Below are 24,299 nucleotides of genomic sequence, written 5' to 3'. Positions count from 1 at the left end.
GGCCGGGACTGAAGCGGGCTCGATGACCACTGGCTTTTTTCGGTAATACGGCATGATTCATCTCCTAAGCTGCCTGTTGCGTGACCTTGGTAGGGTCGATGCCGCCCGCCTGCATGGCGGCGGCGATGGCCTGCTGCGCCGCGTCCTGCTGGCGCATGGCGGCAACCTTCTGTTCGTCCGGCACGACGCTCTGCGGGATCTGGAAGCCCTTGCGGACCAGCTCCATCACCTTGTCGAGGTCGGCGTAATACTTGACGTTCGGCTGGCCGACGATCGCTTGGGCAAATTCGAGATAAGATGCGATCGACTGCATGTCGTCGGCGTTCATCGCCGCCTGCATCGGGCTCCGGACGGAGCAGGAAATCAGGAACTCGTCGACGTTGAGAGGCGACGACAGGATGCCGAAATCGTAGAGGATTTCGGCGGCGCGCGGCACGATCACCGGCATGATCTCGCGCGTGAGGCGACCGAAGGCGCCGATATGCGTTTCAGCCTTCTGTTGCAGCCGCGCGGCAATCTCCGACGCCGATCTGGGCGTGCCCTGTTCTTCCGGCAGTCGCATGTCATAGAGCGCCTGCTTGATCTGCTGCTGCAAGTCGCCGATCACCATCTTGGCGACTTCGAGGCGGCCGTTGGCCGGGTCGATGCGCTGTACGTCCGGCCCGAGCATGCCGCCCGTCGATTGCATCGCCCAGAAGGCGCCGGGCTGGACGCTGGCCGTATCGGGGTTGAACGTGCCACCGGCGCGGTAGCCCCAGATGCCGAGCATCTGGATTGCAGCCGATTTCAGCGCTAGTTCCTGCGCCTTGTTCAGCGTCTTGATCGACGGCAGGGCGAGCAGAAGTGGTCCGCGCCCATAGGCCTCGCCGGGCACGCGATAATATCGCGGCGTTGCGAGCGGCTTGGTGCGGCTCTCCTGCACGACGTGAAAGTCCTTGGCGCCTTCAGTATAGGCGACCATCCGCCAGCGCCGCCCGCCCGGCAGCACGAAGAAATCCTGATAGAGCCGGATCGGCGTCGATGCCCGGTTCACCGCCTTGTCGCGGAACTCCTTGTCGAACCGGCCATCCGGAAACCCTTCCATGATCTCATCGGGCAACAGGGACTGTAGCCACGACACGAAGTTCACCCGCCCGAACATATCGCACCGCATGGCGAGGTCATCGAAAGGCGGCGTCACGAAGGACAGCGGGTTATCCCGCGTGCCCTTCACCGGGATGACGGCGCCGCTGCCGACACCGAGATCGATGCAAGCCTCGTGCACCGCGGTGTCCCAGTCACCGGTCAGGAAGAACGGTTGGATGCGGTTGGCTATGGCGCCAAGATGCCGGTCGAGTACGGCCACGCCGCCGGCGCTGAACGCGGATCGCGCCACTGGACCGGATTCGAGGATGATCGACGCCTTGCCGGCGGGAAACAGGTCACGTTGCAGGCTGCCGGCGAAATACATCGACGACATGCAGGCCGTCATGTCGAATATCTTGTCGGCGAGCCGTTTCGTCTGGTTCTGACCGGACGGCCGCCGCTGCGGGATGGCGTATTCGTAGGCCTCGCGGTAGAGCGAATCCCACGGCGCCCGGTCGGACCACACCTTGTCGGCCTTCTTCTTCTGGGCGAGAACGTCGGCCTCGCTCATGACGCGGTGCCCCCGCCGAACGTCGTGGGAAGCGACGAATTGACGTCGGTCGTGAACAGCCGCCGGCCGCGCGGCGCCTTGCGGCTGGGCGACACGCGCTGTTCCTCGGCCTGCGTCGATGAGATTTGCCGGTCATTGCTGATCTGTTGCAGCTTCCGGCTTTTCTCCGCGTCCGCCGACGCGCTCGAATTTCCGAAGATCGACATGGCCGCTTCCTCTGAAAACCATCTTGCGGGGATGGTCCGGATCCGCCACGAAGCCGGCCAGATGCGCCATACGGCGCCCCTGTCGGTTCTCGGGCAGGACGGACACCATCACCGTGACGCCATTGTCGGCGTAGGCGAGCATCGTTGAGTGGCAGAGGCGGACCAGCTCTCGCATGCGTGCGCGTGCACGCGAGGAAAAGCCGAGGCAGAGTTCGCGTTCGGCGTCGACGGCCATGATCATCGCCACCACCAGCAGCTCGTCACCGTCGAAGATCGCCGCCGTCTCGCTCGCGCGCCCCTGCGCGAGGAGCCGCCCACGGAGACGGGCGAACGGCGGCGCCACTTCCAGCACGGCCGACGGCGGGGCGGGCATGACGACGCGCAGCATGATGGCCTCCAAAGAAAATGCCCCGCCCGGCGGGACCGGACGGGGCTGCCTGGCGGGGCGGCGGGCTTGGCCGGATGCCTCGCCGATTTCGATCGCCGCCCCTCTCTCGGGGTATTGCTTCACGTCTGGGGCTTGGCGACCGGCAGCAGGCCGTCGATCCTTTCGAGGATCGATTCGTTGTCGGCGAGGCCGAAGCGGTTGCGGATGCTCGACAGGATGTCGGCCATGCGCTCGTTGCTGGCCTTCAGATCGGCGATGTCGTCGGCATGATCGTCGGGCAGGTCGACGCGGCCGGGCCGGAAAACAGCACGATTGAGCGCCATGAATCCCAGTTCGATCTGCGTCGCCGCGATGGCGAGCCAGCGGCCATCGAATCCGACTTCCGAGGCCGAGTTCTTCATCGCGTCGATCTTCCGAAGAACCCGTTCTTCGAGTTCCTTGTTGTCGTTGACGATGGCAACCTTCTCGCCGCTCTGCGGCTGGTAGCCGGCAACCGGAAGGCCTTTGTGTTCGGTCATGATACCTCCTGCATGGTTGCGGCGGGAGGATTCGAACCTCCGACCTGCGGGGTATGAACCCACCGAGCTATCCGCTGCTCTACGCCGCCGAGGAAGAATCGCACCGCCCGGCGGCCGTGAATTGCTCACACCGAGAACACGTCGAAGTCCGTCCTGGCGACGTGCTGCTTGATCGACACCACGTTGGCGGGCCGCCCCAGTTGGGCGCCGTCCTTGATCACCGCCGCCCGGCCGCGATGGCCGAGGCAGAGGTATTGCCAGCCGTCATGGATGTGGCTGTACTCGTTCTTCGCCACGAACACCCGGTCGGTTGCGCCGCTGGTCGCCTGCTTGGTCAGCTTGTAGTGCGCCGCGAAGCCGCCGATGGTCCGCTCGCAGCGCGGATCGATCAGAAGGCGCGGCGTGACGGCGTCGATCGGCGCGCCGAGATACCAGCGCACCGCCTCGTGCCGCACGCCCACCTCGTTGGTGTAGGTCGGCATGATGTTCACGTTGAGGGCGCGGGCGACCATCTCCATGTAGGCGAGCTGGTCGTTCTCGTACATCTTGCCCATGAACGCCGCTGGATCTCCGAAGGCTTCCGACACCGCAAATCCGCGGAAGCGCGTCAACAGGACTTCCAGGATCATTTCCGAAAACCGGCTCGGGCCGGTGCCGGGATCGCAGCAGATTTCCGCCAGCATGCGCATCTGGCCGTTCGGCGGGAACTGGCCTATGCCGCAGGCAGGCGAACCGCCGGCATCGAGGCCGAGGCCGATCGGCAGGCCCGGAATGGGGTCGAGCGGCTGGTCGGCCACCATCTCCTGTTCGCGGAACTCCGGGTAGACCGGCTTGCCGTCCCGCGTCCACCCGAACTCGCCGTGCACATAGCGGCGCACGTCATACTCGTTCATGGTCCGCGCTTCGAGCTCGTAGCTCGACCGGGGCTTGCCCTTGCGGTTCTCGGCGTCGCGGCTGAGGCCGCCCGGCTGCTTGAAGAAGGCCCAGCCGGGATTCTTCGCCTTTTCCTTCACCAGTACGCGGTGCAGCTCGTGCCCGATGTCCGGCGGGTTCATGTCGCCCCACACCATGCGCGGCAGGGCGATCTCCCCGTCCTCGAGCTTCGTTCCCATCGCCGCGAACTGCTGTTCGACGACGGGCCGGAGCCGCTGAAGTTCCAGCGGATGGATGTCGGCAACGCGCGGATAGCGCCCCGTGCGCTGCAAAAGGAGCGGCAGCACCCGGATGTCCAGCAAATCGCACTCGTTGCCCCAACCGTAGGTGAGCTCGTAGCCCTTGATGAAGCTTTCGATGTTGGCGTCGCCGATCGCGCCGAACTGCATGACGAACTCGACCGGCACCCGGCAGCCGTCGCGGATCGTCTCCCATGTCAGCGTGTGCTTGATCGGCCGGTCCTGGCCGCCCTCGTAGCCGCCCTTCTTGGTCAGCGGCCCGTCTGGCGGGAAGAACTCGTGCCAGGTGGCGAGGCAGGTGCGGGCGAGGTCGCGATAGGTGTCGCGGATCGTCGCCTGTTTCACCCGGATCACGCCGTCCCGGCAGATCGGCGCGAAGTGCGAGGCGAGCAGCGGCCCGCGGTAGGCCGACACCACCGTCTTGCCCGATCCCGCCGGCCCCATGATCACGGAAAGCGGCGACAGCGAGGTCAGGAACGCGGCGCCCACCGGCCCCGGCGGTTCGAACTGGTGAAGGTTGAATTTGCTGTCGGCCATGCCCCGCGCCCGGTTCGGTGGCAGGGCGGGAAATCCCGCGCCCTTGTCCCATGGCTCGAGGGTAAGTCGCCGCGTTCCGCCTCAATTGCCGCCGGGAGGCCGGTGTGTGTGACAGCGCACCCCCGTACAGGCAGGGGCGGGCGCGCGTTTTTGAAAATGCTCGCGCGCAGGCGCACGCGCGCGAGGGGTGGTGGTGGGGTGGCGGTCGCCGGGGCGGCGCCGGACTGCCGGACTGGCGCGGCCAGGCGGCGCCATCGGCCAAGGCAACTGATTTTCAATCAGCGCGCTCATAGCCGTTTCGCGAGCTATATCAACGCTCTAGTCTTTATCGTGCGCACCATCGCTAGGAGTGCGCACGGCGTCGATTTCGCTAACCTCTTGAATAACAAATGGATTTCCGTTTTCGCCGCCGATCGACAGTGCCGCAGATCCGGGCGCCGTCGCGTCGATGCGGCCGACCACGAACAGGTGCCGGGCATCCGTCTGGACGTCGATCTGCTGGGGCCGCTTGCTCTCGAAGTAGGGCGCCAGCCGGTCGGCTGCATCCGAGATCGCCTTGACCGCAGCCTTGCCGACATCGACCCGCAGCTTGCGCGGCAGGGCGGCAAGGTTGGCCACGCCGCCGACCATCTCGGCCGCCACCTCGTCAGGCGTCGACGACGCGATAGTCGCCAGCGTCACCAGCGGATGGGCGAACCCCAGCTTAAGCAGCTGCTCGCGCAGCAGCTCGGACCGCTTGTTGCCGGCGCCGAGCGGCCGTCCCCGCCCCCTCTGGGCATCGAGGCGGGATCGCGCCCCGCCGATCGGCAGCGTCTCGGGAAGCTCCGGCTCATCATCGTCGAACAGGCCGGGCTGGTGGCCGGCCTCGGCTTCGAGCGCCGCCTTCAAGGCGTCGGCCAGCGGCCGAGGATCGACCTCGCCGGCCGGAAGCGGCGGATTTCCGGCGATTTCCGCCCCCGTGTGTGCCTCTCGACGCCCCTCTTTGCCGTCATTTGCGCCCGTGACCATTATTTTATTCCCGCCGCTCGTAACCGCGCTGTAACCCGATCCGTAACCGCCAACCTCAATCATAACAATAAGTTATACATAAGGTTACGAAGGTTACGAGGTTACATCCATCAATTCGCGTGTGTGATCGCGCGCGCGTACGTGACCAAATCGCCGTAACTTCCGTAACCGCCACAAGTCTTTGATTTTCCTTGATCTTCCGGTTACATCAGGCGTAACTGCCCGTAACTTCCGTAACCGTCCCCGCCCCCATCGGGCTGCAACCCAAGTCTCCGCGCTGGTCGCCCTTATTGAGTGCTCGCACGGCGCGGAGCGCCAAGGCTGATGAAGATCAATGACTTAAGCCGCGCCGCGCGAGCGCCTTGTAACAATTGGGTTCCGGGGTGGAACGAGAGTACCGTTGAGTGCTGACGGTCAATGGAGCGAGGGCGGGTGTCGGGTTTGGCGAAATGGGGCCTAGAACGGGGCGATCCGCGCCCGACGGCGCGCCGGCCGAATAGTGCCGTGCTTTCGCGCAGGCAATTGGGTGACGTTACTCGGGGGCTCGGGCGGCGGCTCTGGCCGCGTGCTGGCCAGCAAGTAGGAGCCGATGCGGAGCGTCACGTGCCGCCCGGGATTGTCGGCCACCACCACATGATAGGCCGCCCAGCCGGCCGTCACGCTGCCGCAGGCCGCCTTCATGGTCTCTACCTGCCGGCCGTCGTGGGTCCATTCTTCAACGCGGAAGGGCAGGAACTTGAAGGGGTCCACGTCCTCGTGCGTCCGCACCAGGTGGACGGACGTCGGCGCCGCCCCGCAGATGCGGCACCGCAGGTGCGCCACCAGGTCGGATACGACGCGATGCCGGGTGCGGGTGCGCAGGGCCTGCACGCCATAGCGCACGGTCACGTCGCAGGCATCGCACCGGATCTCCAGATGTTCCCAGCGATCGGCCAGCGCGGCCCTGAATGTGACATCGAGGACAATCGACCGAGATTCCATCCCGGCATTGTTTCATGAGAACGAAAAGCGAACAACTGACAGCCGGATGTCAGGTATCCACCCCGCTCATCATCTCGTCGAATCGCGTCAGGTCGATTACCAGGCACCGCTGCGACACGCCGTTGATCTTCACCACGGCCCGGTCCTTCGCCTTGCCGCCGTCCTCGACCACCAGCGCCTTGCCGCGCAGCACCACGTCGGCCGGCGCCTGCTTGAGCGCATTGAACCAGACGCCGTCGTGCCATTCCGTGTCGGCGAAGATGCGCGACAGCGCCGGCCCCGTCGGCGGCACTGCCAGCGCGTAACCCTGGCATACCTTGCCCTTGTCGATCAGCCCCACGCCGGCACAGGCGAGCTTCTGGCGGGCTTCGGGCTCGAACTGGCCGGTAGCCATCAGGTCTTCGAGAACGCCGCCCACGGTCGGCTTTTCGCCGCCGCGCCACGCTTCGATCGATGACGACAGCAGCCGGATGATGCAGGCCATCCAGTTGTCCACCTGCTCGGCCCGTTCAGCTTCGGTTGCCTCCATGATCGTGGCGGCCAGCGCTTCGGGGTCGGTCACCTTGAGGCCGCACTCCTCCATGGCGAGCGGCCCCACGGCCAGCTCGCAGCAGGCCAAGAGCGTGCCGTAGGTGTCGGCGTGCCGGTCGCTCATGCCCGCCTTGAGCAGGCCGACGCGCCACATCGGCAGCAGCCGGTCGCGAAACTCCCGCCAGCCGTCCATCACCTGGCGCAGCAGCATGCGGCCGTCGTGCATGCCTATGTGCACCGGCTTTTCGAGCGCGCGGGCGCGCGACGCCTTGTCGAGCCGCGAGAGATTGAGAATGGCCATGCGGCTCTTGTCCTGCGGCATCATCGCCGGCGCGTTGATCGCCGACAGAAAAAAAGCCGAACGGCAGATGAACGACACGCCGTCGTGGTTCTGGCCGCCGCGGTCGAGGCTGTCGCCGGAATAGGCGATGCGCGCCAGCTCGATCACCGCCGTGGCGCGGCTGTCGCCCGCCTTGCTCTCCAACTCATCAATGATCACCGGTCGGCTGTCGCGCTTGAGCTTTTGATAGATCGCCGCCGCCGTCGAGTTGGCAGAGGTATAGGCCACCTTGCGGAAGATTTCGCGCAGGATACCCTGAAGGAATGTCTTACCGGCACCATGCCCGCCGGTCGTGAACACGATCGGCCGCTGATCCACGGCCGCGCCCATGAAACCGGACATGAACCAGCCGACAACAAGCAGCGGATCTAGCCCCGGCCGCTCCCAGTTGGACGTCTTCAGGCCGTCGAGCAGCTTGGTGGCAGGCGAATCCTCGAAATCCACCGGCTCGGGCCACGGGTGGATGGTGTCGGGCTGGCGGGTATAGAGCACGTCGCCGTCGAGCCCCGGCATGCTCGCCTCCAGTTTCCGGCCGTTGACGCGCCAGAGAAATTGGCCGGAATGCCACACGAAGTCGCCGGTCCGGGCGTCTTTCCAGCCGCCGCGCCCCCGATGGCTCTCGGCCGGGTCGAACATGCCGCGCCTGGCGCCCTCGTTAATCAGGCATTGCGCCGCCTCGGCCACCTCGAGGCCGTTGATGCGGCTCGGCTCGACGACGTCGCCGGCATCGTCCGTCTTGGGCTTGGACATGCGCGGCCACGCCCACCAGAGATAATTGCCGTAGGGCGCGAACAGCTTGTAGAGCGTCGTCGCGTCCCACGTCTTGACCTCGAAAAGCTGGCCGGCGGCCGAGACCACGTAGGTGACCTCGCCGTCGTGGCCGACCACCTGCACCGGACAGTGCGGCGGTACCGTGCTGATGCGCGGCTTGCTCGCCCATCGGCCGGGCTCGACGCCGTCGCGCGGCTCGCTAGGGTCGGGATCGACGATTTCGGCGCGTGCTGACAGCATTTTCACGCTGTCCATGTAAGCGGCGCGGATGCCCTTGATGCCGGCCTGCGGTTCTTTGCTCACGGATACCTGCGCAAATGCAAATGATGTGAAAATAGCGGCGCCGGCGGCTTTGAGGGCCGGCGCCGCCAGCAGGATGCGACCTGCCGCCTAGCCCTTGCGTCCGTAGTCGAACTGGTCGAGAACGCCGTCCACCCTCTCCAGCGTCGTGTCCTCGATCGGCACGCGCCGCGCCGGCGGTGTCACCTTCGTCGCCTTCGCGTTATCCTCGGCCGTGAAGACGTCATAGGCCAAGAGCACAGCGCCGAACGCGCTCCAGCCGAGGCGCAGGGCGAACGGCAGGTCCTGCCAGTTATTGAGGCCGGCCGCGTGGAAACCGCCCAGCGACAGGTGATTCCAGAAAATGCGGCCATCCGTTGAGGCTCCGCCCTCGCGGATGAAATCCGCCGCTTCCTTCAGCCCGCAGACATATTTTGCAAGATCGTCGTCGGGCAGCAGCCGCAGGCCGTATTCCCCGTCGACCGGGCCGTGATGCAACTGCGCGACTTCCATTGCCGCATAGGCCGCCGCCTCGGCCGCCGCGATCGGCGCGGCGAGCGAGGTATAGGCGGCCCGCTTTGCCTGTCCCATCTCGAGCGCGGTACCACGTTTGACCTTCATCGTGCTTTCGGCCTGAAGCATGTAGGCCATCGCGTCGGCCAGATGATTGGCATCCTCGGCCGAGTACCCGACATAAGGGTCATCGAGGCTGCCGCCGCTGCCAAGGTGCTTGTCGACCATCTCCCGGGCTTCGGCCGCCGACACATCGAATGCGGCCGGGCGCTCCAGCACCTCGCCCCATTTCGGCGCGCAGTCTTCGCACAGCACACCACCATCTTCCAGATCGCACACCTTGTCGCCGGGTTCGATCACCTTGTCGCACGCCTCGCACTGAAAGGCGTCTTCCGGACCGGCCGGGGCTTCACTATCGATAGAAAAGCCGCCACTTCCATGCGCATCGTCGTGCGGTCCACCGGCCGACGACGAAACCGCTTCGGCGGCATCTGGCGAACCATCTTGGCCGTCTTCCACCCCATCAACGGCGACCACCAGCGCACCCGCCGGCGCCATCTCGATGGCAGAACCGTCATTCGGCTTCGGCGCGGCCTCCTGTTCAAGCGACTGTTCCACTCGTGCATTGCCTTTCCTCTTTGCCATGATCAGTCTTCCTTTCCGTCTTCGGCTTCGAGCTTGTCGAGGATGGCCCTCGCCTCGCCGATCGAAATGGCCGTCGTGGCCGCGTTCTTCTGTCTGGCGAAGAGCGTCAGCATGGCGATGGCGGCGCCGACGTACTGCATGGCGGTCGATCCGATCGCCCAGCCGAGGCCGATCAGCCCGGCCAGCGTCACGACGCTGCCGAGGTCTTTCAGCCATGACTGTTTCACGCTCTGGTGGATGATGATGTACTTGGGCCGTTCTTCCATTTTCTCCTCACATCAGGTCGTTGAAATCGCTGCCGAATTAAAGCCGAAACCAATCAAGCCGGTGGCGCTTGGCGACGAGTTGCTTAGCTTCTTCGACGATACGGAGGTCGAAGCACGCGACAGACATCGGATCGGTTGCCCACTCTGAAACGACAAGTTCCATGATTTCGAGCAATCGACGCTCTGCATCAAAAAGACCTTCGAGTTCCAGCACAGCAGTGTCTTTCAATCGCGGCGTGTAATCATGCATGTCTATTCCCTCACATCAGGTCGTTGAAATCGCTGCCGAAGTGCGGTCGCATTGGCGACACCGGCTTGCCTTGGGCCTCAAGCTCCTCGATCGCCCGATCGTACTGGGCGAGCGCCTGCGGGTTGGCCCAGTCGTTTTCCGCGCAGGGATGCACAGACGAGACGAACGGCCACCCCACCTTGGCGTTGCGGATGCCGGAGAGGCTGCCGCCGGCCCAGGCGCGCGCTTCGGAAATGGCAATGGCTGCCGATCCCATGGTCTCAACGCCCTCGCCGATCATCAGCGGATGCGGCTGGCTGGACTGTTCCGGCGGCAGGCCCTCCGGCCCATGGCTGATGCGGATCACTGCGCCAAGCGCGTCACCGAACATCAGCTTGGCTTTCTTGGCCTCCGGCACCGGCGCTTTGCCCCGTCCGGCCGGGTCGAGGAAGGTGCAGTGTACGGCCGTCACCTGCCCGGTCGGCACCCGCATGGCGGAAATGATGGCGGGAAACTCCGGCCCGCGCCTGACGAGGATCCGCTTCTTCCCGTCGTAGCGGTAAACGCGCCCCTCCCACCATTCGAGGCTGGCCACGAACCGGAACGTCATCTTGTCGAGGTTTGGCACCTTGACGAGCGGCATGCCCCGGAACGCAAAATAGTCGAGCCCGCGCGCCTCGGCCGCGGTGCCGCTGCCCAGCGCGTCGCCCTTGCGCCACAGCCGGTCGACGCCGGCCAGCCTATCGGACGCCGCCTTCTTTGCGGCTTCCTCCGCCGCCGATCGCCGCACCTTGATCTGCCGCGCCAACTCATCCCGCTGGTCGCGGCTCAAGCGGCTGATGCCCAGCCAGTCGCTTGCCCAAGACAGCGCATCGCCCACGTTGCCGGTATTGCCCGTCTGCACATAGGCCACGAGGCCGATCACGTCGCCCTTCTCGCCGGACCGCCAATCGATCCACGCGCCGGTGTCGCGGTTAAGCGCCACCTTGAAGGCCGGAACCTGCCCGTGGTCCATCGTCACCGGGTTGGGCGACACCCACAGCCGCCCCTCGCGCCGGCCGTCCGGCAGCAGCGCGAGGCAAAGGTCGCCGATCCGGTCGCGCAACATGTCCTTGATCTCGGCGAGGTCGGCGCGCTTCATTCCGCCGCCTCCATCACCAGCTCCCGACGCACATTGCGCTCGGCGAGCAGTTGCACCATGCGCGGCGGCACGCTGTTACCGACCAGGTGGTATTTTTGCGTCTTGGTGAGGCGCTGCCGCTTGCCGTCGACGACGATCTCGGCGGGCAGCGAGCCCGGCAGGAAACCGTGGCAGGCGGCGCCCTCCTCCGGCTCAAGCATCCGGCAGAGGATATCCGTCATCACGTAGTCGACGCCGTCGACCTCCACCGTCACCAGTCCGTGCCGGGCCTTGGCGGTGAGAGCGGCGAGCGGATCGGCAAGGTCGCCGTCCTGCCCGCCGGTCGAATAGTAGTGCTGCAAGAACCCGAGAATCAGCGTCTCATGACCGCCGCCGGCCGTCTGTGTCGGCATGGGCAGCGTGACCGGCTGGCCCGCCACATCGGCGCCGCGCATCCGCCCGAGTGTGGCGGCGACCACGCCTTGTTGCGAACCCGTCGTGGTAAGGGCCGAAAGCGGATCGACGATATCCCGCGCGCACAAACCCGCACGCGGCCCGTCGTTGTGTTGAGCAAGGTAGGCCGCAACCAGCGCCGCGTTGCCACCACCAGCTTGGACGGCCGTCAGGGGTTCGTCGAGTGAGTATTCCCGGCGGCCGCCGCTGTCACCATGAGCGACGCCGACCAGGTTTGCCGCCATGACGCCGATCGGCAAAGCGCCGCCGGGACGCTTCCGAAAGCTGTTGGCCGTCAACGCCGGCGCAGGCTCGCGCATGTCGCCGCCGGCGCTATCACCCCGAAACCGGGCGAGCACGGGCGACATGACGACTTGCTCCCCGCCCTTGGCCGTGGTGATCGTCGGCAGCGGCTCCGCCGTCGACCGCGCGCCGTTGCCGCCCTTGGTGTGGGTGATCGGCACCAGGAAGGGCTTGCGGGTGCCGAGGATGTAGCGGATCACGCCCCGCGCCGTGCGGCGCATCGTCGCCTCGGCGAGCGGCTTCTTGCGGCCGAAGATCGACCGCATCGGCAGCGAGAAATCGATGCAGGTATGTGCGCCCACCCAGGGCTTGAGCCCGAGCTTGCGGGCCTGGTCGCGCGGCGCATGCGTCCTCGCCGGCCAGTCGATCGGCGAACCGTCCGCCTTGGCGACGCCGAAGAAGCGCTTGCGGATGGTCGGAACGCCGAAATCGGCGCAGACCAGCACCCGCCCCTCGAAGCTGTAGCCCAAGCCGGTAAGGTGCTTGAGCCATGCGCGCCAGATGCGCCCCTTGTGGCGCGGGTCCGGCACCAGCCATTGCTCGCGCACCGGCACCACCTCGCCTTTGGCGGCAATCTGGCCGTCGAGCTTGACCACCCGCCCGGTGGCGGCATCTCGCTTGGCGATCAGCGGCCCCCACGTCTGGATTTCCGAGACGTTTTCAAGAGTGATGGTCTCTGGCCGCACCGTGCCGCCCCAACGGCAGACCACCCAGGCCAGCGACCGGCGGCGCGGCGATACCGGCTTGCCACCCTTCGCCACCGAGAAGTGTGTGCAGTCGGGCGAGGCGTGCAGCACACGCACGTCCCGGCCGGCGCAGACCTCACGCGGGTCAACCTCGTAGACGTCGCAGCGCAGATGCCGCGTGTGAGGGTGTCGCGCTTCATGCACCGCGACGGCGATGGGATCGTGGTTGATGGCGATGTGGACCGGGAAGCCGGCCCATTCGAGGCCATCGCAGCCGCCGCCCATGCCGGCGAACAGCACGACCGTCAGGCGGTTGTCGAGCGGAAAGGCATAGGCGTTCATGCGACCTCCCCGGTGTCGAAGCCGCAATGTAGGCCGCACTCCGCATCGAACTCGTCGTCGTGGAAGTCGGCGAACAGATCGGGTTCCCTGCGAACACGCTCGACGAGCTGGTGAACGCGAACACGTCGATCGAAAAACCCTTGTTGTTCGGCCTCCTGTCTCGCCCACCAGGTCGCGGCCGAGGGATTGCGCCGGATGCGCGCCATCCGGTTCGCCTGTCCGACACAGAAGCAGAGATCGCAGTTGCCTTCCCATGGCTCAAGGCCGAGGTCGAACGGCTGCGAGGCCCAGAACGACATGATGTCGGCCTTCGTGAGCTTCGCCTTGGCGAGGGGATAGGCGATGCGACGGCCGTCCTTCTCAGCCCGCTCCAATCCGTTGAGGATCCGCACGCCTTCGTCGTCGCGCAAACCGATTACCTCAAGGTAGCTGCCATGCACCCATCCGAGCGACCGCGCGAAAGCGGTCATCGCTCCCACCTTCAGGAATTGCGTGCACCAGCGCTCTTTCCAGTTCGGCAGCCGCTGTTTTTTCCGGATCAATGCTTCAAAAGGCTCGCCATCGCGTGACAGGCTATTGAAGCCGACTTCCTCGAATCCCGGAGATTCCGGCCGATACTCGACAATGCGGATGCGAATACCCCACCGCGACCCGCACTCTTGCACGAAGCGAAGCGTCTCCGGCCGCTCCCGCCCTGTGTTGGCGAAGAGGACAATTATGTCGTCGGGCAAGCGTCCGCCGTGTGCCGCGTTGATCTCATAGACCATGCGGGCCGAGGAGCGACCGCCAGAAAAGGAGATGCACGCCGGGCTGGGGATGAGGAAGGGAGAGGTCATCGCCCAACCCTCGCCGCCTTCTCGGCCTCCCTCGCCGCCTTCCGCCGCTTCGCCTCGCCGGGCACGGCGAACGCCGCGTCACTCTTGCGCGTCCACTTCTTCGCCATTCCCGGTGGCAACCAGATATCCGGACGGCGCTCGGCGCCGGCCACCCACACGAACCAGCTGTAGCAGGTGGCCGTCGTCGCCTCGGGGTCCCACACGCCTTCGATCATCGGGATGCGGTCGGACGAATGGACGATCGTCGTCGGCGGCGAATGGCTGAAGATGCTCCGGAAGCGGCGCTGGCCTTCCACCCAGTTGGTGCGGCAGAGCAGCGCTACGTTGTGCGCCACGGCGGCGCGGCTGGGATAGGATTGGGACCAGAAGTCCGCCGCCAGCGAAAACGGCGGGTTAGTGATGACCCAATCGGCGCGGCCGCCGCCGTGGAAATGATGCCATTCGGGGCAATGGCGCGGATCGCCGGTCAGGAAATCGAATACCGGCGCCTCGACCCCCTCGAATTCACCGATCATCGGCCAGGGGTGCACGTCGCTGTAGCTCACCCGCCCAAAGTCGTCGAGCGCGTGGACGAGGTGTCCGGTGCCGCAGGCCGGATCGACGATGTGGTTGAACTCCGGACCGCGGCGCATTAGGCCGAGCGGCACCAGCACCTCGCCACATAGCGCCCTGCCAGCCCACGGCGGCGTCGGGAACAGCTCCGGCCGCGAGCCCGGAGCCTTGCGGTTGACCACCGCGCGATTGTCGAAGGCGGTCATTTACCCTTCTCCGAGCAAGAGAAGGCTTTGTTGAAGTGCTCGATATGAGCGGCAAGTCCACTGGCAAGCACATCGGACTCAACGCCGCACATGGCGGCCAGCGCGACCGTCACGCCCTGAAGGTGATGCAAACAGCGTTCAGCGTCGTCGCCCTCACTGGCAACGACCTCCATGAGGGTCCGCGCCCAGCGGTCGGGCATAACTGCGATTGCACCGGCAACATTCATGAAATCCGCCATCACAATCCCCCCATCAGTTCGCGCGACAGCTCCGTAAAGCGCTCGTCGAGCGCCGGGTCTTCGTCGCGTTCGTCCTCGATCTCGCGGCAGATGCGGCTCACGCCGGCCGGCGTCAGGCCGGAAACGGCGACAAGCTCGTGCTGCGGGAAGCCGAACACCGTGTTGAGGCAGTAGACCGCCCGCCGGCGGATGGTCGCCGCCCGCATCCACACGGGGTTGTTGGTCGCCTTGCGCTGCGGCGCCGCATCCTCGGCATCGAGGTCGGCCATGGATACGCCGAAGTCGCCGGCCATCAGGTAGAGCGCCATGCGATAGGCGACGCGGATCGGCGACAGGCCGCCCGTCCCGCGCTTCGCCCAGATCAGCGCCTGTTCGAGCGCTGTCAGCGTCGCCTCGCTGACCGGCGATCGTTCCCGCAGGGCACGCCGCACGCTCCGCTCGGACACGTCGGCAAGCCGCGCAAGCTGTTCGATGGACAGCCCCATCGCCGTCCGCCTGGCGTCGATGCGGGCTACGCGGTCGGTCATTCCGCCGCCCTCGCCGCCGTCAGCCGGTCGATCGCTGCCGATAGCTTTTCGAGCGTCGACAGGTTCGGCGAGTTGTCGCCGCGCATGATCCGCATCCACGTCGTAGACGCGATGCCCGCCGTCTCGTAGACCCGTCGGCGAGTCAAGCCGGCGACCCGACGCCGCCGTTCGATCTCGTCGATGGTAAGGATGCTATCCGACATGGTCGCCCCTTGACGCCGAATCACGCCCGTGGTTCATGCATACTAGTTCTGCATCTTTGCACACAGTCAAGGCGCCGATGTACGTGAGTAGCGGCTTTGCGGTGCATACTCTGCTGCACATGCGAGAGTATGGCAGTCGCCAGCAGGTTCAGGCATGGGTCAGGGCAATCTCCGATCACCTCGGGTTGCCGCCATCGACGCTCGGCCATCGGGCCGGCATGTCGAAGTCCACGCTCACGCGATTTCTGAACAGTCCGGATTATGCGGGAAACCTGTCGACCAAGAACATCGCCGCTCTTGCGGCGCTGGCGGAGGTGAAGCCGCTTGAGTTTCCCGGCAAGCGCGGAGGCTTCACGGAAGCCGAAGCGGCGCCCTACCAGCCGCCGGAGAATGCCAACGCGCTCGACAGCTCCGCCCGGGCTATCCGGGAGCTGTGCTCCGGTCGCAATGGTCGGGATCCATGGACGATGAAGTCCGCCGTGCTCGACATGGCCGGGATTCTGCCCGGCGACATCATGATCGTCGACATGAACAAGCGCCCGAAATCCGGCGATCTCGTCTGCGCCCAGGTTTACGACTGGCGCTCGCAGACGGCCGAAACCATCATGCGGATGTACGATCCGCCCTTCCTCGTCAGCCAGTCCCACACCATGCCGAGTGCCAAGCCCCTCATGGTCGATGACGAGACTGTCGTCATCAAGGGCGTGATCGACGCCGTCCTGCGCCATCGCAACTGAACGATCGGCACTCAACGCCTGTCCGGACACGTCTCCGGCCCGCTTGCACTCAACGCATGTCCGGACACCACCGCCCTTGACGCAATCAACGTCTGACCGGACAGGGCAGTTCCGTCGGCAATCAATGCATGTCCGGACGGCGCCTGTGCGATTCCATGAAGCGCCCACGCTCACGGCTGTATGCATTTGCCTCATCGGTTATATGCATGACCATTGACGAATGTGCAAAAATGCATAATCATCGCGCCGACTCATGGAGGTCGATGCGATGTCAGCACTCAGCGAGGAAACGGTCACGATCGACGAAGTGGCAGCCGCCCTTCGCATCACGCCGGATCGGCTGTGGCGCTCCTGGCGCCGGCTTCATGAGAAGACGGGATTTCCGCCGCCACTCCCCGGCGGAAACCGGGTGTGGGGCCGTCGTGCTGTATCGCGTTGGATCGACGGCCCCACCCCGCTTGTGCCGGGAGCCAACGACAACACCGTGAGCAGAGCCAGCAACAGCGGCCTGGGCGACATCATCGGCGCCCAGGCCGACTTCCTGCGCACACGCTACGGACAAGGGGCAGCATCATGAAGGCGGGCGGAACGGAAGCCTCCGGCGGCATGGCGGCCGTCGAGAGCATAGGCGGCGTCGCCGCCGGCGAACTGCGCCAGTTCGTCGAGCGCATCGAGCGGCTGCACGAGGAACGCGCGGCCATCGGCGACGACATTAAAGACATCTATGCCGAGTTGAAGGGCCGTGGCTACGACGTCAAGACCGTCAAGCGCCTCTTGCAGATCCGCCGCATGGACCCCGACGCGCGTCAGGAAGCCGATGCCATCCTCGATCTCTACATGAACGCGCTGGGGATGGCGTGATGAGCTTCAAGGTCGAAACAACGGCTGACGGGATGACGCGCGTCAGCACGCACATCGTCGCCAAGCCCGAAACCACCGGCATCACTGTCGCTTGGATGAAGCTCTATCTGGCGCTGAACACGCTCCATCAGGCGATGTCCGACCTCGGCATTGCTCCCGAATATGGCCCGCATCCGCAGGCCGTCGTCTTCAGCCCGGAACACTTCGACCGCTTTCGCGAGGCGTGCCTGGCCGACGGCGCATTGCGGCGCTTGTTCTGCCGCCCGCACCGCAAGCGGCCCGACATGTCGCTGCGGCGGACCATGCTCGGCGGCATCGCCCTCGTCTCGCTCGAGGCCCTGCCCGATCACTACCAGGCACCCTTTTCCGTCTGCCGGACCATGCCGAAGAAGCCCAAGGAGCCGGCCTGATGGAAGACTACTTCGCCAACGTCCTCGCCTTCCTCGCCCGCATCGACGAGGCCTCGGTATCCGGCCTGCTCGACCGCGAGATGATCGTCGAGGCCAACCGCCTGCGGCTCGAAACGCAGGTGGTCATGGGCAAGACCCGCGTTCACGGCGCCGAGTTCGTCGGTGCCATGCACCCCGCCCTCGACGCTATCCGTCACACGCCGCCCGACCTTGGAGAAGCCCGCCGATGAAGCCGCTTGCTGATCTCACCGACGCGCAGCGCCTCGCCCTCCGCGTCATCGACAGCGCCAACACGCTCTACAAGCGCCGCTCCGGCTGGTCGAACCGCTCGGCCATCATCCAGCCGGTGACCATCGAGAAGCTGGTGTCCTACGGCCTCGTGCGCATCCGCGACGTCAAGCGCAACGGCTACATCTTCCCCGTCGCCACCCTCACCGACATGGGCGAGGTCTACGTGGAGCAGTTGAAGGCGAAGCCCGGCAGGAGGAAGGCGGCATGAGCGACATCGCCTACGCCGCCGTCATCGGCTGGCTGGCGCCGCTCGCCGCCTTCGGCCTCTCCGCCCTCATCCAGCTCTGCCGGCCGCGCCGGCCGGTCGATCCGGAGCCGGCCTTCTTCGTCGAGGCCGCCCGCATCCGGCCCGCCGGCCGCTGATCACCCCATCACCAGTATCGAGTACCCATCATGGCCAAGCTGCCGTCCATCCCCTACGTCTCGTGGCGCGACGGGCGCCCGCGCTTCAACCCCAACCACATGGTGCGCGCCCTCGGCTTCAAGGCCATGGACCTGAAGCACGCGGACGGCCGTTGGATGACGCGCGGCGAGGCGCTGGACTGGGCCGAGAAGCGCGCCGCCGAGGTCGAAGCCATCCGCGAGGCCGCGAAGGCGAAGAAGAAGCGCAAGGTGTTCGTGCCCAAGGCGCCGCCGGCGGCAACGCCCGTCGCGTCGATCTACACCGTCGCCCATCTGGTGGATGACTGGCTGCTGTCGCCGCTGTTCCCCCGGCCGGTGGCGCGCGGCCTCCCCCAGCCGCCGCGCGGCGAGGGGCAGAAGTCCTATCGCACCATGCAAGACTACCGCCAGAAGATGCGCACCCTCGAGGCGCACGACCACGAGCTCTATCACTCGGCCGTCGCGGCGCTCGATCAGCCGATCCTGGTCGGTCTGCATGAAGACATCTGGCAGAAGCGCGGCCTGCCCACGGCCAACGCCGTGCTGCGCGTGCTGTCGGCGGCAATCAGTTGGGGCATGCGCCGCGGCAAGGTAAGGAAGTCGATCAACCCGGCCTTTCGACTGGGCAAGCCGGGATCGAAGCCCCGCCTGCGCTTCGCCTCCCGTGCCGAGCTGGAGGCGCTGGTGGCCGCCGCCGACGCCATCGGCCGGCCGGAGATGGGCGACATGATCATCCTCGGCGTATGGACCGGCCAGCGCCAGGCCGACCGTCTCGCCTTGCTGCACGAGGCCGTGCTGGTCGATCGCGGACGGCGCGTCTTTCGCCAGCAGAAGACGGGCGCCCGCGTCGTCATCCCGGAATCTCCGGAGCTGAAGGCTCGCCTCGCCGGCAGTCGCGTCCGCCGCATCCGTGCCGGCATCGTCGATCGTCACGTCGTCATGAACGAGCAATCGTGGCGGCCCTTCACCGCCAACTGGTATCGCCATCTCTGGGACGATGTTCGCAGCGCCGCTGTCGACGGCGTGCCCGACGCCGAGGCGACGGCCACCCGGAACGAGGCTCTGCGCCGCGCCGGGGAGCGGCCGGAGAACGAGCCGGTGTGGAAGCTGCCGCCGGTGCCGTCGCTCAAGGGCTTTCGCGATCAGGACCTGCGCGACACGGCCGTCACCTGGATGGGCCTCGCCGGCCTCACCATCCCGGAAATCTGCTCGATCACCGGCCACAGCGAAGCGTCGGCCTACCAGATCATGAAGCACTATCTGGCGCTGCACCCCGACATGGCCAGCGCCGGCATGAAGAAACTCGTCGCCTGGTACGAAACCGACGACAGGTCAGAGGAGATGTGGAAATGAGCTACGAGGACAGGGAAAAGGCGGACGAGATCACCCGCCGGAACGCCGCCCATCAGCGCGAGCACGGCAACGACATTGCCGCCCGCTGCTACGAGGCCGGCGTGGCGGCGACCATCGTCCGCTTCCTTCTGGACGAACTGAAGCGCGACGATTGTTGCGCCGGTTGCACGCTGGAAGCTCTCGGCACGGTGGCCGGAAGCGCGATCGGCGAGATGCTCCGGGAGGTCGATGACACCGGCATGAGGGCCGAACTGGCGATGATCCTCACCAAGGCGATGATCGAGGCCGCCACCGGCATGACCGTCCGTGGCAGCGCCATGCTCAGAACGCCGTCTCAGGCCTCCCAGCGGCCGAACTGAAGGAGGCAGGCATGCCCGAGACAACCGCTAACATCGAAACGAATGAACTGCTCTCGCCCGCCGAGGAGGATTTCGTCCTTGCCATGCTGCGGCTCGGTTGGACGGCCGACCTCATCATGGCGGGCACGCGCCTGCCGAGGATCGGCATCGGCCTTGCCGCCAAGGCGTTCCATGAAGGCCGGCGCCACGCCGAGCCGGAGGCGAAGCCGACGACTTGGGCCGAGGCACTGGACGCCATGGGCGTTCGGCGTAAATTCAAGATCGGCGACGTGGTGCAGCTCGCGAGCGGCGGCGTCCGCATGACGGTGGTCAGCGAAACTTGCGGACGGTTGGTCGAATGCGCCATCGGCGAATACGATCGGCACATCGAAGACCTGATCACAGTTAGCGTCGATGAGCGCTGCCTGAGGGCAGCGAAGGACCTCGACGATCTGCCGTTCTGAAGGGAGGGCGAGATGGGGGAGTTTCTGAAGCGGGCCTTCCGCCTCGAGGTCGATCCGGATCACGTCGGCTATGTTCGCATCGGCGCCGGTTGGCTGTTGCTCGTCTGTCTCGCCGTCTTCATCGCTGGATACCGCACCGCCGTCGAGTTCGGCGGCGCGCTTGCCTGCCGATAGCCCCATGGCCACGTTCTTCACCGTCATCGTCTGTGCCGCCGTCTGCGCCGCCGCCCCGCTCCGCGTCGTCGACGGCGACACCGTCGTGCTCCGCACCGAAACCCTCCGCCTGCTCCACATCGACGCGCCGGAGACCTTCCATCCCCGCTGTCCGGCGGAGCTCGAGCGCGGCCTGAAGGCCAAGGCCGCGCTCGAGCGGATCCTGACGGGCGCCCGTATCACCGTCGAGCGCCACGGCACCGACCGCTACCGCCGCACGCTCGCCCGCATCGGCACCGACGCCGGCGACGTCGGCGACATGATGCTGAAGTCCGGCCACGCCGTGCGCTACGAACCGGGCAGGCAGGCCTACGAAGAAAGAGAGAGGACGTGGTGCGGCAACTAAAGGTTCAAAGAATTACTACGGGCCGCTTGATGGAAGTAAAACAGCATAAGTGGAACAATTACTAGCATTGCTAGCCAAACGCAGAACGCCACCTGAAATGCAAATCTTTCCAAATCGAGATTCTTATATTCTTTATTCCCGGTAAGCAAATAATGCTTATCGGCATAAATCGAAACTATATATATAGAGAAACGAATTCCGATAATTGGAGCCGCGGCGATCCAGCCTGTTGACGCGATAAGGATCAAGAAGGCCAAGGCCAGTTCGGATAATGTCATCGGAACACCTAGCTCAAGCTGAATGCAGCGGACCAAGCACGATCGGTCTCGCCAAGCTACAGCCGCAAGCCTACGCGCGCCAACATCGAATCCCTGATTGCATACCAATTGGCATCATTCCAATAGGCGTGATTTCCCTCCCACGTCCACGAGTTGTTGCGTTGGAGGATTGAAATGTTCGAGCTTGTCTGTGCCGCCGACTACCGAGTGACGGAAATCGACGTGATGCTTCACCTTTGTCAGAAGATCGATCGCGAGGACGACGACAAGGCGCGCGCCGCCATGGCAGAGCTTCACGCCGTCATGCGCCGGCACATCGACGCCCTCACCGCAACCCTCGACGATCTCGCCCGCGAAACGGCCGGATGAGTGTGTGCGCACCGTGCGCACCTTTCAAAGTGCTCACGGTGCGCACGAGAACACCGTTTGTTCTCAAGCGCCTGAGCTATCTATCTGAAGTCGTTGGGAAAAGTGGTGGGCGCGTACGGGATCGAACCGTAGACCCGCTGATTAAGAGTCAGCTGCTCTACCAACTGAGCTACGCGCCCACTTTTCTCGCCGGACGGCGTTGTCGTCCGGAAGCGATGGCGGCTTATAACCACGCCGGAGATCGGGCGCAAGCCCTTTTCGCCCCCGCTGGTGAAAAAATTGAACGGTCTTTTCTTTCAAGGAGTTAGCCGCATCGGAGCTTGAATGCGGCATGCAACCGCGCGCCCTGCCGCGGCTGCGGCAAGGCGTCGGCGGCGGGACGATCGCCGCATCGGGCTGGTTCAGACGTAAAGCTCGCCGCGGCCGACGATCACCGCTTCGCCGCCGATGCGGCCGCCGGTGAGCTTGCCCTTCTCGATGATGATCTCAAGCTCGATCAGGCTTGGCCGACCCATCTCGAAACCCTGCTCGATGACCAGCTTGTGCTCGCCGTCGGCCGGCCGGTCGAAGCGCCGCACCACCGCCGAGAAGGCGGCGGCCGCCGAGCCGGTGGCCGGATCCTCGCCGATGCCGTTATGCGGCGCGAACATGCGGGCGTGGAAATCGTGGCCGTTGGTGACCACCTCGCGGCTATAGACGTAGAGGTCGAGTTCGGTCGAGCCGAAGGCGCCCGCCCAATGCGACTTGTCGACGCGGATGCGGCGCATGGCGTCAAGGCCGGCCAGCGGCAGAAAGACGAACAGCGGGCCGCCGCCGTCGAAGACGCAAGGCACGTGGTTCTCGAAACCGATGTCGCCGCGGTTGAGCCCCAGCGCCGAGGCGGCAAGGCCGACGTCGCCGTGGAACGGCCGTTCCTCCGGCAGCTTCGGCAGATCGAACACGGCGCGGCCGGAGCGCTCGGGCGAGATGGTGACGCCGCAGCGGACGACACCCACCCCCTCCTCCAGCACCACCATGGCATCGGTCTCGCGCGCGATGCCCTGCAGCCGCTCGTGGGCGAGCAACACGGCCGTTCCCACGGTCGGGTGGCCGGCGAACGGCAGTTCACGGCCGGGCGTGAAGATGCGGATCTTGGCCGACGTGCCGGGCCGCGACGGCGGCTCGACGAACACGGTCTCGGAAAGGTTGAATTCCTTGGTGATCGCCAGCATGGCAGCGCTGTCGAGGCCCTCGCTGTCCAGCACGACCGCCAGCGGGTTGCCTGTCAGCCCCTTGGCGGTGAAGACATCGAGAATCGCATATCGACGAGCCACTTGGTTCTCTCCTGAGACGGCCGGAACGCCGGCCACAATAGTTGCGGTGGGGACGTTAGTCCACGTCGGTTATCATCCGAATTTCACCACGGCCCTTCCAAAATGCGACCAAAATTCCCAGCTATGGCTAACGGAAAGGATTTTCCGGCCGGGCGATACTCCGGGACCGGACGTGGAGACGTGAAATGCTCAGGCTCTCGAAGATAGCCGCCCCCGTGGCCATCGCCGCCGTCCTGTCGTCGCTGGCGCTGCCGGCGCTGGCCGATGGCTACTATCATCACCATCACCGCTCGAACGGTGGCGACATCGCCGCCGCCGGCGTGATCGGCCTGATCGGCGGCACCATGCTCGGCGCGGCTTTGGCCTCGCCGCCGCCGCCGCCGGTCTACTACGAGCCCGCTCCGCCGCCCGTCATCTATCAGCCGGCACCGGTCGTCGTCTACCAGCAGCCGGCCCCGGTCTACGCCGCCGTTCCGATGTCGGGCGAGCATCAGGCCTGGTGCGCCGGACGCTACCGCTCCTACAACGCTTACGACAACACGTGGGTCGACAACCGCGGAAACCTGCGCCCCTGTCAGTCGCCTTATTACGGCGGCTGACCGGAACAAGCCACCACCCCAGGCAGATCGCAGCACCTCGTCGCCGTTCGCCGTGACCTCCCGGCGGACGGCGATTTTTATTGTCGCCCTCCGAGCAGCCGCGCCGCGAAGGCGCGGGCATAGGCGGTGACCTCCGGCCGGTCCAGTTCGGCGGGCGCGCGGAAGGCGACGACCCGCTCAAGCTCGCGCTCGGCCTGCCGGTCGAGGTCCGCCATGATGCCGGCGATGATCTCGTCGGCGGTGCGCGAGAAACGCAGCACCCGGCCGATCGAGACGCGCGGCCCGTCGAAGGCGGCGATCATTCCCTCCACCACCGCTTCGGCGGCGTCGAGCCCGGTTTCCTCCCGGAGTTCCCGCTCGATCGAGGCAACCACGCCGATGTTGCCGCCGGCGTCGACGTCGGCCGGCTCCAGGCTGCCGCCCGGCGGATAGATCTGGCCGGCATTGGCGGTCGTCGCGGCCATGACGCCGAGGATCAGCGCGCCGTCCGACGACAGGATCAGCGCCGAGCCGAACAGGTTGCGGATGCCGATCTCCGGAAAGCCCCAGTCGCGCCAGGCGAGGAAGCCGGCGAAATCGCCCTCCACCGCCTCGCCGGAGAGCACGCCGCCGTCAATGGCGATGCCGCCCGGCTGGCCCGGCGCCAAGGTGCCGAGCACCCGGCCGTTCCAGAGATGCGGGTTGGCGGCGAGCCGCGCCGCCCAGTGCGCTTCGATCTTCGGCCTGAGATCGTCGGGAACAGGCCAGGAGCCCGGCCGGAGCCGCAGGCGGACGTCGGTGATGTCGTGGAGCATGGGGCATTCCGGGAAAGGCGGCCGATCGGGCCGGGCCGTCCGACTCTAGCCGGCGCGCGTGACGA

At 65.8% G+C, this 24,299-nt stretch carries 33 protein-coding genes and 2 tRNA genes; 14 read left to right on the top strand and 21 right to left on the bottom strand.

Annotation, left to right across the window (positions count from 1 at the left end):
- Positions 1-64 precede the first annotated feature (64 nt).
- From H512_RS0105760 to H512_RS0105670, 18 genes are all read right to left on the bottom strand, one after another.
- Entirely contained in the window at positions 65-1,636 is a 1,572-nt protein-coding gene (locus H512_RS0105760) for a portal protein (RefSeq protein ID WP_053239600.1), read from the bottom strand.
- Positions 1,637-1,768: 132 nt separating this feature from the next.
- Positions 1,769-2,230: a hypothetical protein gene (locus tag H512_RS0105750; RefSeq protein ID WP_026782654.1), complete on the bottom strand. Its 462-nt coding sequence runs from the start codon at positions 2,228-2,230 to the stop codon at positions 1,769-1,771.
- A gap of 119 nt (positions 2,231-2,349) precedes the next feature.
- A complete protein-coding gene (locus H512_RS27435; RefSeq protein WP_210162663.1) occupies positions 2,350-2,748 on the bottom strand; it encodes an Acb2/Tad1 domain-containing protein in 399 nt (132 codons plus the stop codon).
- Between the two features lie 13 nt (positions 2,749-2,761).
- Positions 2,762-2,837: transfer RNA gene (locus H512_RS0105740), tRNA-Met, on the bottom strand.
- A gap of 36 nt (positions 2,838-2,873) precedes the next feature.
- The gene (locus tag H512_RS0105735; protein ID WP_026782653.1) at positions 2,874-4,457 is read right to left on the bottom strand and encodes a hypothetical protein; all 1,584 of its coding nucleotides are present in this window, start codon (positions 4,455-4,457) and stop codon (positions 2,874-2,876) included.
- A 318-nt stretch (positions 4,458-4,775) separates the two neighbouring features.
- Entirely contained in the window at positions 4,776-5,465 is a 690-nt protein-coding gene (locus tag H512_RS0105730; RefSeq protein WP_026782652.1) for a hypothetical protein, read from the bottom strand.
- Positions 5,466-5,921: 456 nt separating this feature from the next.
- A complete protein-coding gene (locus H512_RS22695) occupies positions 5,922-6,446 on the bottom strand; it encodes a hypothetical protein (RefSeq protein WP_036790227.1) in 525 nt (174 codons plus the stop codon).
- A gap of 49 nt (positions 6,447-6,495) precedes the next feature.
- A complete protein-coding gene (locus tag H512_RS0105720) occupies positions 6,496-8,391 on the bottom strand; it encodes a hypothetical protein (RefSeq protein WP_026782651.1) in 1,896 nt (631 codons plus the stop codon).
- A gap of 87 nt (positions 8,392-8,478) precedes the next feature.
- Entirely contained in the window at positions 8,479-9,525 is a 1,047-nt protein-coding gene (locus H512_RS0105715; protein WP_156899384.1) for a hypothetical protein, read from the bottom strand.
- A 2-nt stretch (positions 9,526-9,527) separates the two neighbouring features.
- Positions 9,528-9,791, bottom strand: a complete 264-nt coding sequence (locus H512_RS0105710) for a hypothetical protein (RefSeq protein ID WP_026782649.1) — start codon at positions 9,789-9,791, stop codon at positions 9,528-9,530.
- Between the two features lie 37 nt (positions 9,792-9,828).
- Positions 9,829-10,041, bottom strand: a complete 213-nt coding sequence (locus H512_RS0105705; RefSeq protein WP_026782648.1) for a hypothetical protein — start codon at positions 10,039-10,041, stop codon at positions 9,829-9,831.
- A gap of 10 nt (positions 10,042-10,051) precedes the next feature.
- Entirely contained in the window at positions 10,052-11,161 is a 1,110-nt protein-coding gene (locus H512_RS0105700) for a DUF7146 domain-containing protein (protein ID WP_026782647.1), read from the bottom strand.
- Positions 11,158-12,924 (bottom strand): DNA cytosine methyltransferase, encoded by a 1,767-nt coding sequence (locus H512_RS0105695; RefSeq protein WP_036790226.1) that lies wholly within the window; start codon positions 12,922-12,924, stop codon positions 11,158-11,160. The genes H512_RS0105700 and H512_RS0105695 overlap by 4 nt, the downstream gene beginning before the upstream one ends.
- The gene (locus tag H512_RS22690) at positions 12,921-13,760 is read right to left on the bottom strand and encodes an adenine nucleotide alpha hydrolase family protein (RefSeq protein ID WP_053239599.1); all 840 of its coding nucleotides are present in this window, start codon (positions 13,758-13,760) and stop codon (positions 12,921-12,923) included. The genes H512_RS0105695 and H512_RS22690 overlap by 4 nt, the downstream gene beginning before the upstream one ends.
- On the bottom strand, positions 13,757-14,518 hold the full coding sequence (locus tag H512_RS22685) for an SAM-dependent methyltransferase (protein WP_053239598.1): 762 nt from the start codon (positions 14,516-14,518) through the stop codon (positions 13,757-13,759). Before H512_RS22685 ends, H512_RS22690 begins: the two co-directional genes overlap by 4 nt.
- Positions 14,515-14,757, bottom strand: coding sequence for a hypothetical protein (locus tag H512_RS0105680; protein WP_026782645.1), 243 nt, complete (start codon positions 14,755-14,757; stop codon positions 14,515-14,517). Before H512_RS0105680 ends, H512_RS22685 begins: the two co-directional genes overlap by 4 nt.
- Positions 14,757-15,284 carry a helix-turn-helix domain-containing protein gene (locus tag H512_RS0105675; protein WP_026782644.1) on the bottom strand — a complete coding sequence of 176 codons (528 nt, stop codon included), beginning with the start codon at positions 15,282-15,284 and terminating at the stop codon, positions 14,757-14,759. Before H512_RS0105675 ends, H512_RS0105680 begins: the two co-directional genes overlap by 1 nt.
- On the bottom strand, positions 15,281-15,487 hold the full coding sequence (locus H512_RS0105670; RefSeq protein WP_026782643.1) for a helix-turn-helix domain-containing protein: 207 nt from the start codon (positions 15,485-15,487) through the stop codon (positions 15,281-15,283). Before H512_RS0105670 ends, H512_RS0105675 begins: the two co-directional genes overlap by 4 nt.
- Before the next feature lie 77 nt (positions 15,488-15,564).
- Between H512_RS0105670 and H512_RS0105665 the strand changes: the two genes are divergently transcribed.
- From H512_RS0105665 to H512_RS0105610, 13 genes are all read left to right on the top strand, one after another.
- On the top strand, positions 15,565-16,224 hold the full coding sequence (locus tag H512_RS0105665; RefSeq protein WP_156899382.1) for a S24/S26 family peptidase: 660 nt from the start codon (positions 15,565-15,567) through the stop codon (positions 16,222-16,224).
- A 268-nt stretch (positions 16,225-16,492) separates the two neighbouring features.
- Positions 16,493-16,801: a helix-turn-helix transcriptional regulator gene (locus tag H512_RS26865; protein WP_156899380.1), complete on the top strand. Its 309-nt coding sequence runs from the start codon at positions 16,493-16,495 to the stop codon at positions 16,799-16,801.
- Positions 16,798-17,085 (top strand): DUF2312 domain-containing protein, encoded by a 288-nt coding sequence (locus H512_RS0105660; protein WP_156899378.1) that lies wholly within the window; start codon positions 16,798-16,800, stop codon positions 17,083-17,085. Before H512_RS26865 ends, H512_RS0105660 begins: the two co-directional genes overlap by 4 nt.
- On the top strand, positions 17,085-17,495 hold the full coding sequence (locus tag H512_RS0105655; RefSeq protein WP_026782640.1) for a hypothetical protein: 411 nt from the start codon (positions 17,085-17,087) through the stop codon (positions 17,493-17,495). The genes H512_RS0105660 and H512_RS0105655 overlap by 1 nt, the downstream gene beginning before the upstream one ends.
- A complete protein-coding gene (locus tag H512_RS0105650; RefSeq protein WP_026782639.1) occupies positions 17,495-17,725 on the top strand; it encodes a hypothetical protein in 231 nt (76 codons plus the stop codon). The genes H512_RS0105655 and H512_RS0105650 overlap by 1 nt, the downstream gene beginning before the upstream one ends.
- The gene (locus H512_RS0105645; RefSeq protein ID WP_026782638.1) at positions 17,722-17,994 is read left to right on the top strand and encodes a hypothetical protein; all 273 of its coding nucleotides are present in this window, start codon (positions 17,722-17,724) and stop codon (positions 17,992-17,994) included. Before H512_RS0105650 ends, H512_RS0105645 begins: the two co-directional genes overlap by 4 nt.
- Positions 17,991-18,149, top strand: coding sequence for a hypothetical protein (locus H512_RS26860; protein ID WP_156899376.1), 159 nt, complete (start codon positions 17,991-17,993; stop codon positions 18,147-18,149). Before H512_RS0105645 ends, H512_RS26860 begins: the two co-directional genes overlap by 4 nt.
- A gap of 30 nt (positions 18,150-18,179) precedes the next feature.
- Positions 18,180-19,520 (top strand): site-specific integrase, encoded by a 1,341-nt coding sequence (locus H512_RS0105635; RefSeq protein WP_026782637.1) that lies wholly within the window; start codon positions 18,180-18,182, stop codon positions 19,518-19,520.
- On the top strand, positions 19,517-19,879 hold the full coding sequence (locus H512_RS0105630) for a hypothetical protein (RefSeq protein ID WP_026782636.1): 363 nt from the start codon (positions 19,517-19,519) through the stop codon (positions 19,877-19,879). The genes H512_RS0105635 and H512_RS0105630 overlap by 4 nt, the downstream gene beginning before the upstream one ends.
- An 11-nt stretch (positions 19,880-19,890) precedes the next feature.
- Positions 19,891-20,322, top strand: a complete 432-nt coding sequence (locus H512_RS0105625; RefSeq protein ID WP_026782635.1) for a DUF2158 domain-containing protein — start codon at positions 19,891-19,893, stop codon at positions 20,320-20,322.
- Between the two features lie 12 nt (positions 20,323-20,334).
- Positions 20,335-20,496, top strand: coding sequence for a hypothetical protein (locus H512_RS27315; protein WP_169507128.1), 162 nt, complete (start codon positions 20,335-20,337; stop codon positions 20,494-20,496).
- Between the two features lie 4 nt (positions 20,497-20,500).
- Positions 20,501-20,881 carry a thermonuclease family protein gene (locus H512_RS0105615; RefSeq protein WP_053239597.1) on the top strand — a complete coding sequence of 127 codons (381 nt, stop codon included), beginning with the start codon at positions 20,501-20,503 and terminating at the stop codon, positions 20,879-20,881.
- Positions 20,882-21,333: 452 nt separating this feature from the next.
- Positions 21,334-21,528, top strand: coding sequence for a hypothetical protein (locus H512_RS0105610; protein WP_026782633.1), 195 nt, complete (start codon positions 21,334-21,336; stop codon positions 21,526-21,528).
- 103 nt (positions 21,529-21,631) lie between these two features.
- On the opposite strand, the gene H512_RS0105605 is transcribed toward H512_RS0105610, so the two are convergent.
- Positions 21,632-21,707 (bottom strand) — tRNA-Lys (locus H512_RS0105605).
- A gap of 222 nt (positions 21,708-21,929) precedes the next feature.
- Positions 21,930-22,841: a PhzF family phenazine biosynthesis protein gene (locus H512_RS0105600; protein ID WP_026782632.1), complete on the bottom strand. Its 912-nt coding sequence runs from the start codon at positions 22,839-22,841 to the stop codon at positions 21,930-21,932.
- Between the two features lie 185 nt (positions 22,842-23,026).
- Between H512_RS0105600 and H512_RS22680 the strand changes: the two genes are divergently transcribed.
- A complete protein-coding gene (locus H512_RS22680; protein ID WP_053239596.1) occupies positions 23,027-23,440 on the top strand; it encodes a BA14K family protein in 414 nt (137 codons plus the stop codon).
- 77 nt (positions 23,441-23,517) lie between these two features.
- Here H512_RS22680 and H512_RS22675 read toward each other — a convergent pair whose 3' ends face one another.
- Entirely contained in the window at positions 23,518-24,234 is a 717-nt protein-coding gene (locus tag H512_RS22675; protein ID WP_053239595.1) for an NUDIX hydrolase, read from the bottom strand.
- Between the last annotated feature and the right edge of the window lie 65 nt (positions 24,235-24,299).

The sequence above is a fragment of the Pleomorphomonas koreensis DSM 23070 genome, assembly GCF_000425185.1.
Lineage (GTDB): Bacteria > Pseudomonadota > Alphaproteobacteria > Rhizobiales > Pleomorphomonadaceae > Pleomorphomonas > Pleomorphomonas koreensis.
This window is presented reverse-complemented; position numbering and strand designations above follow the sequence as displayed.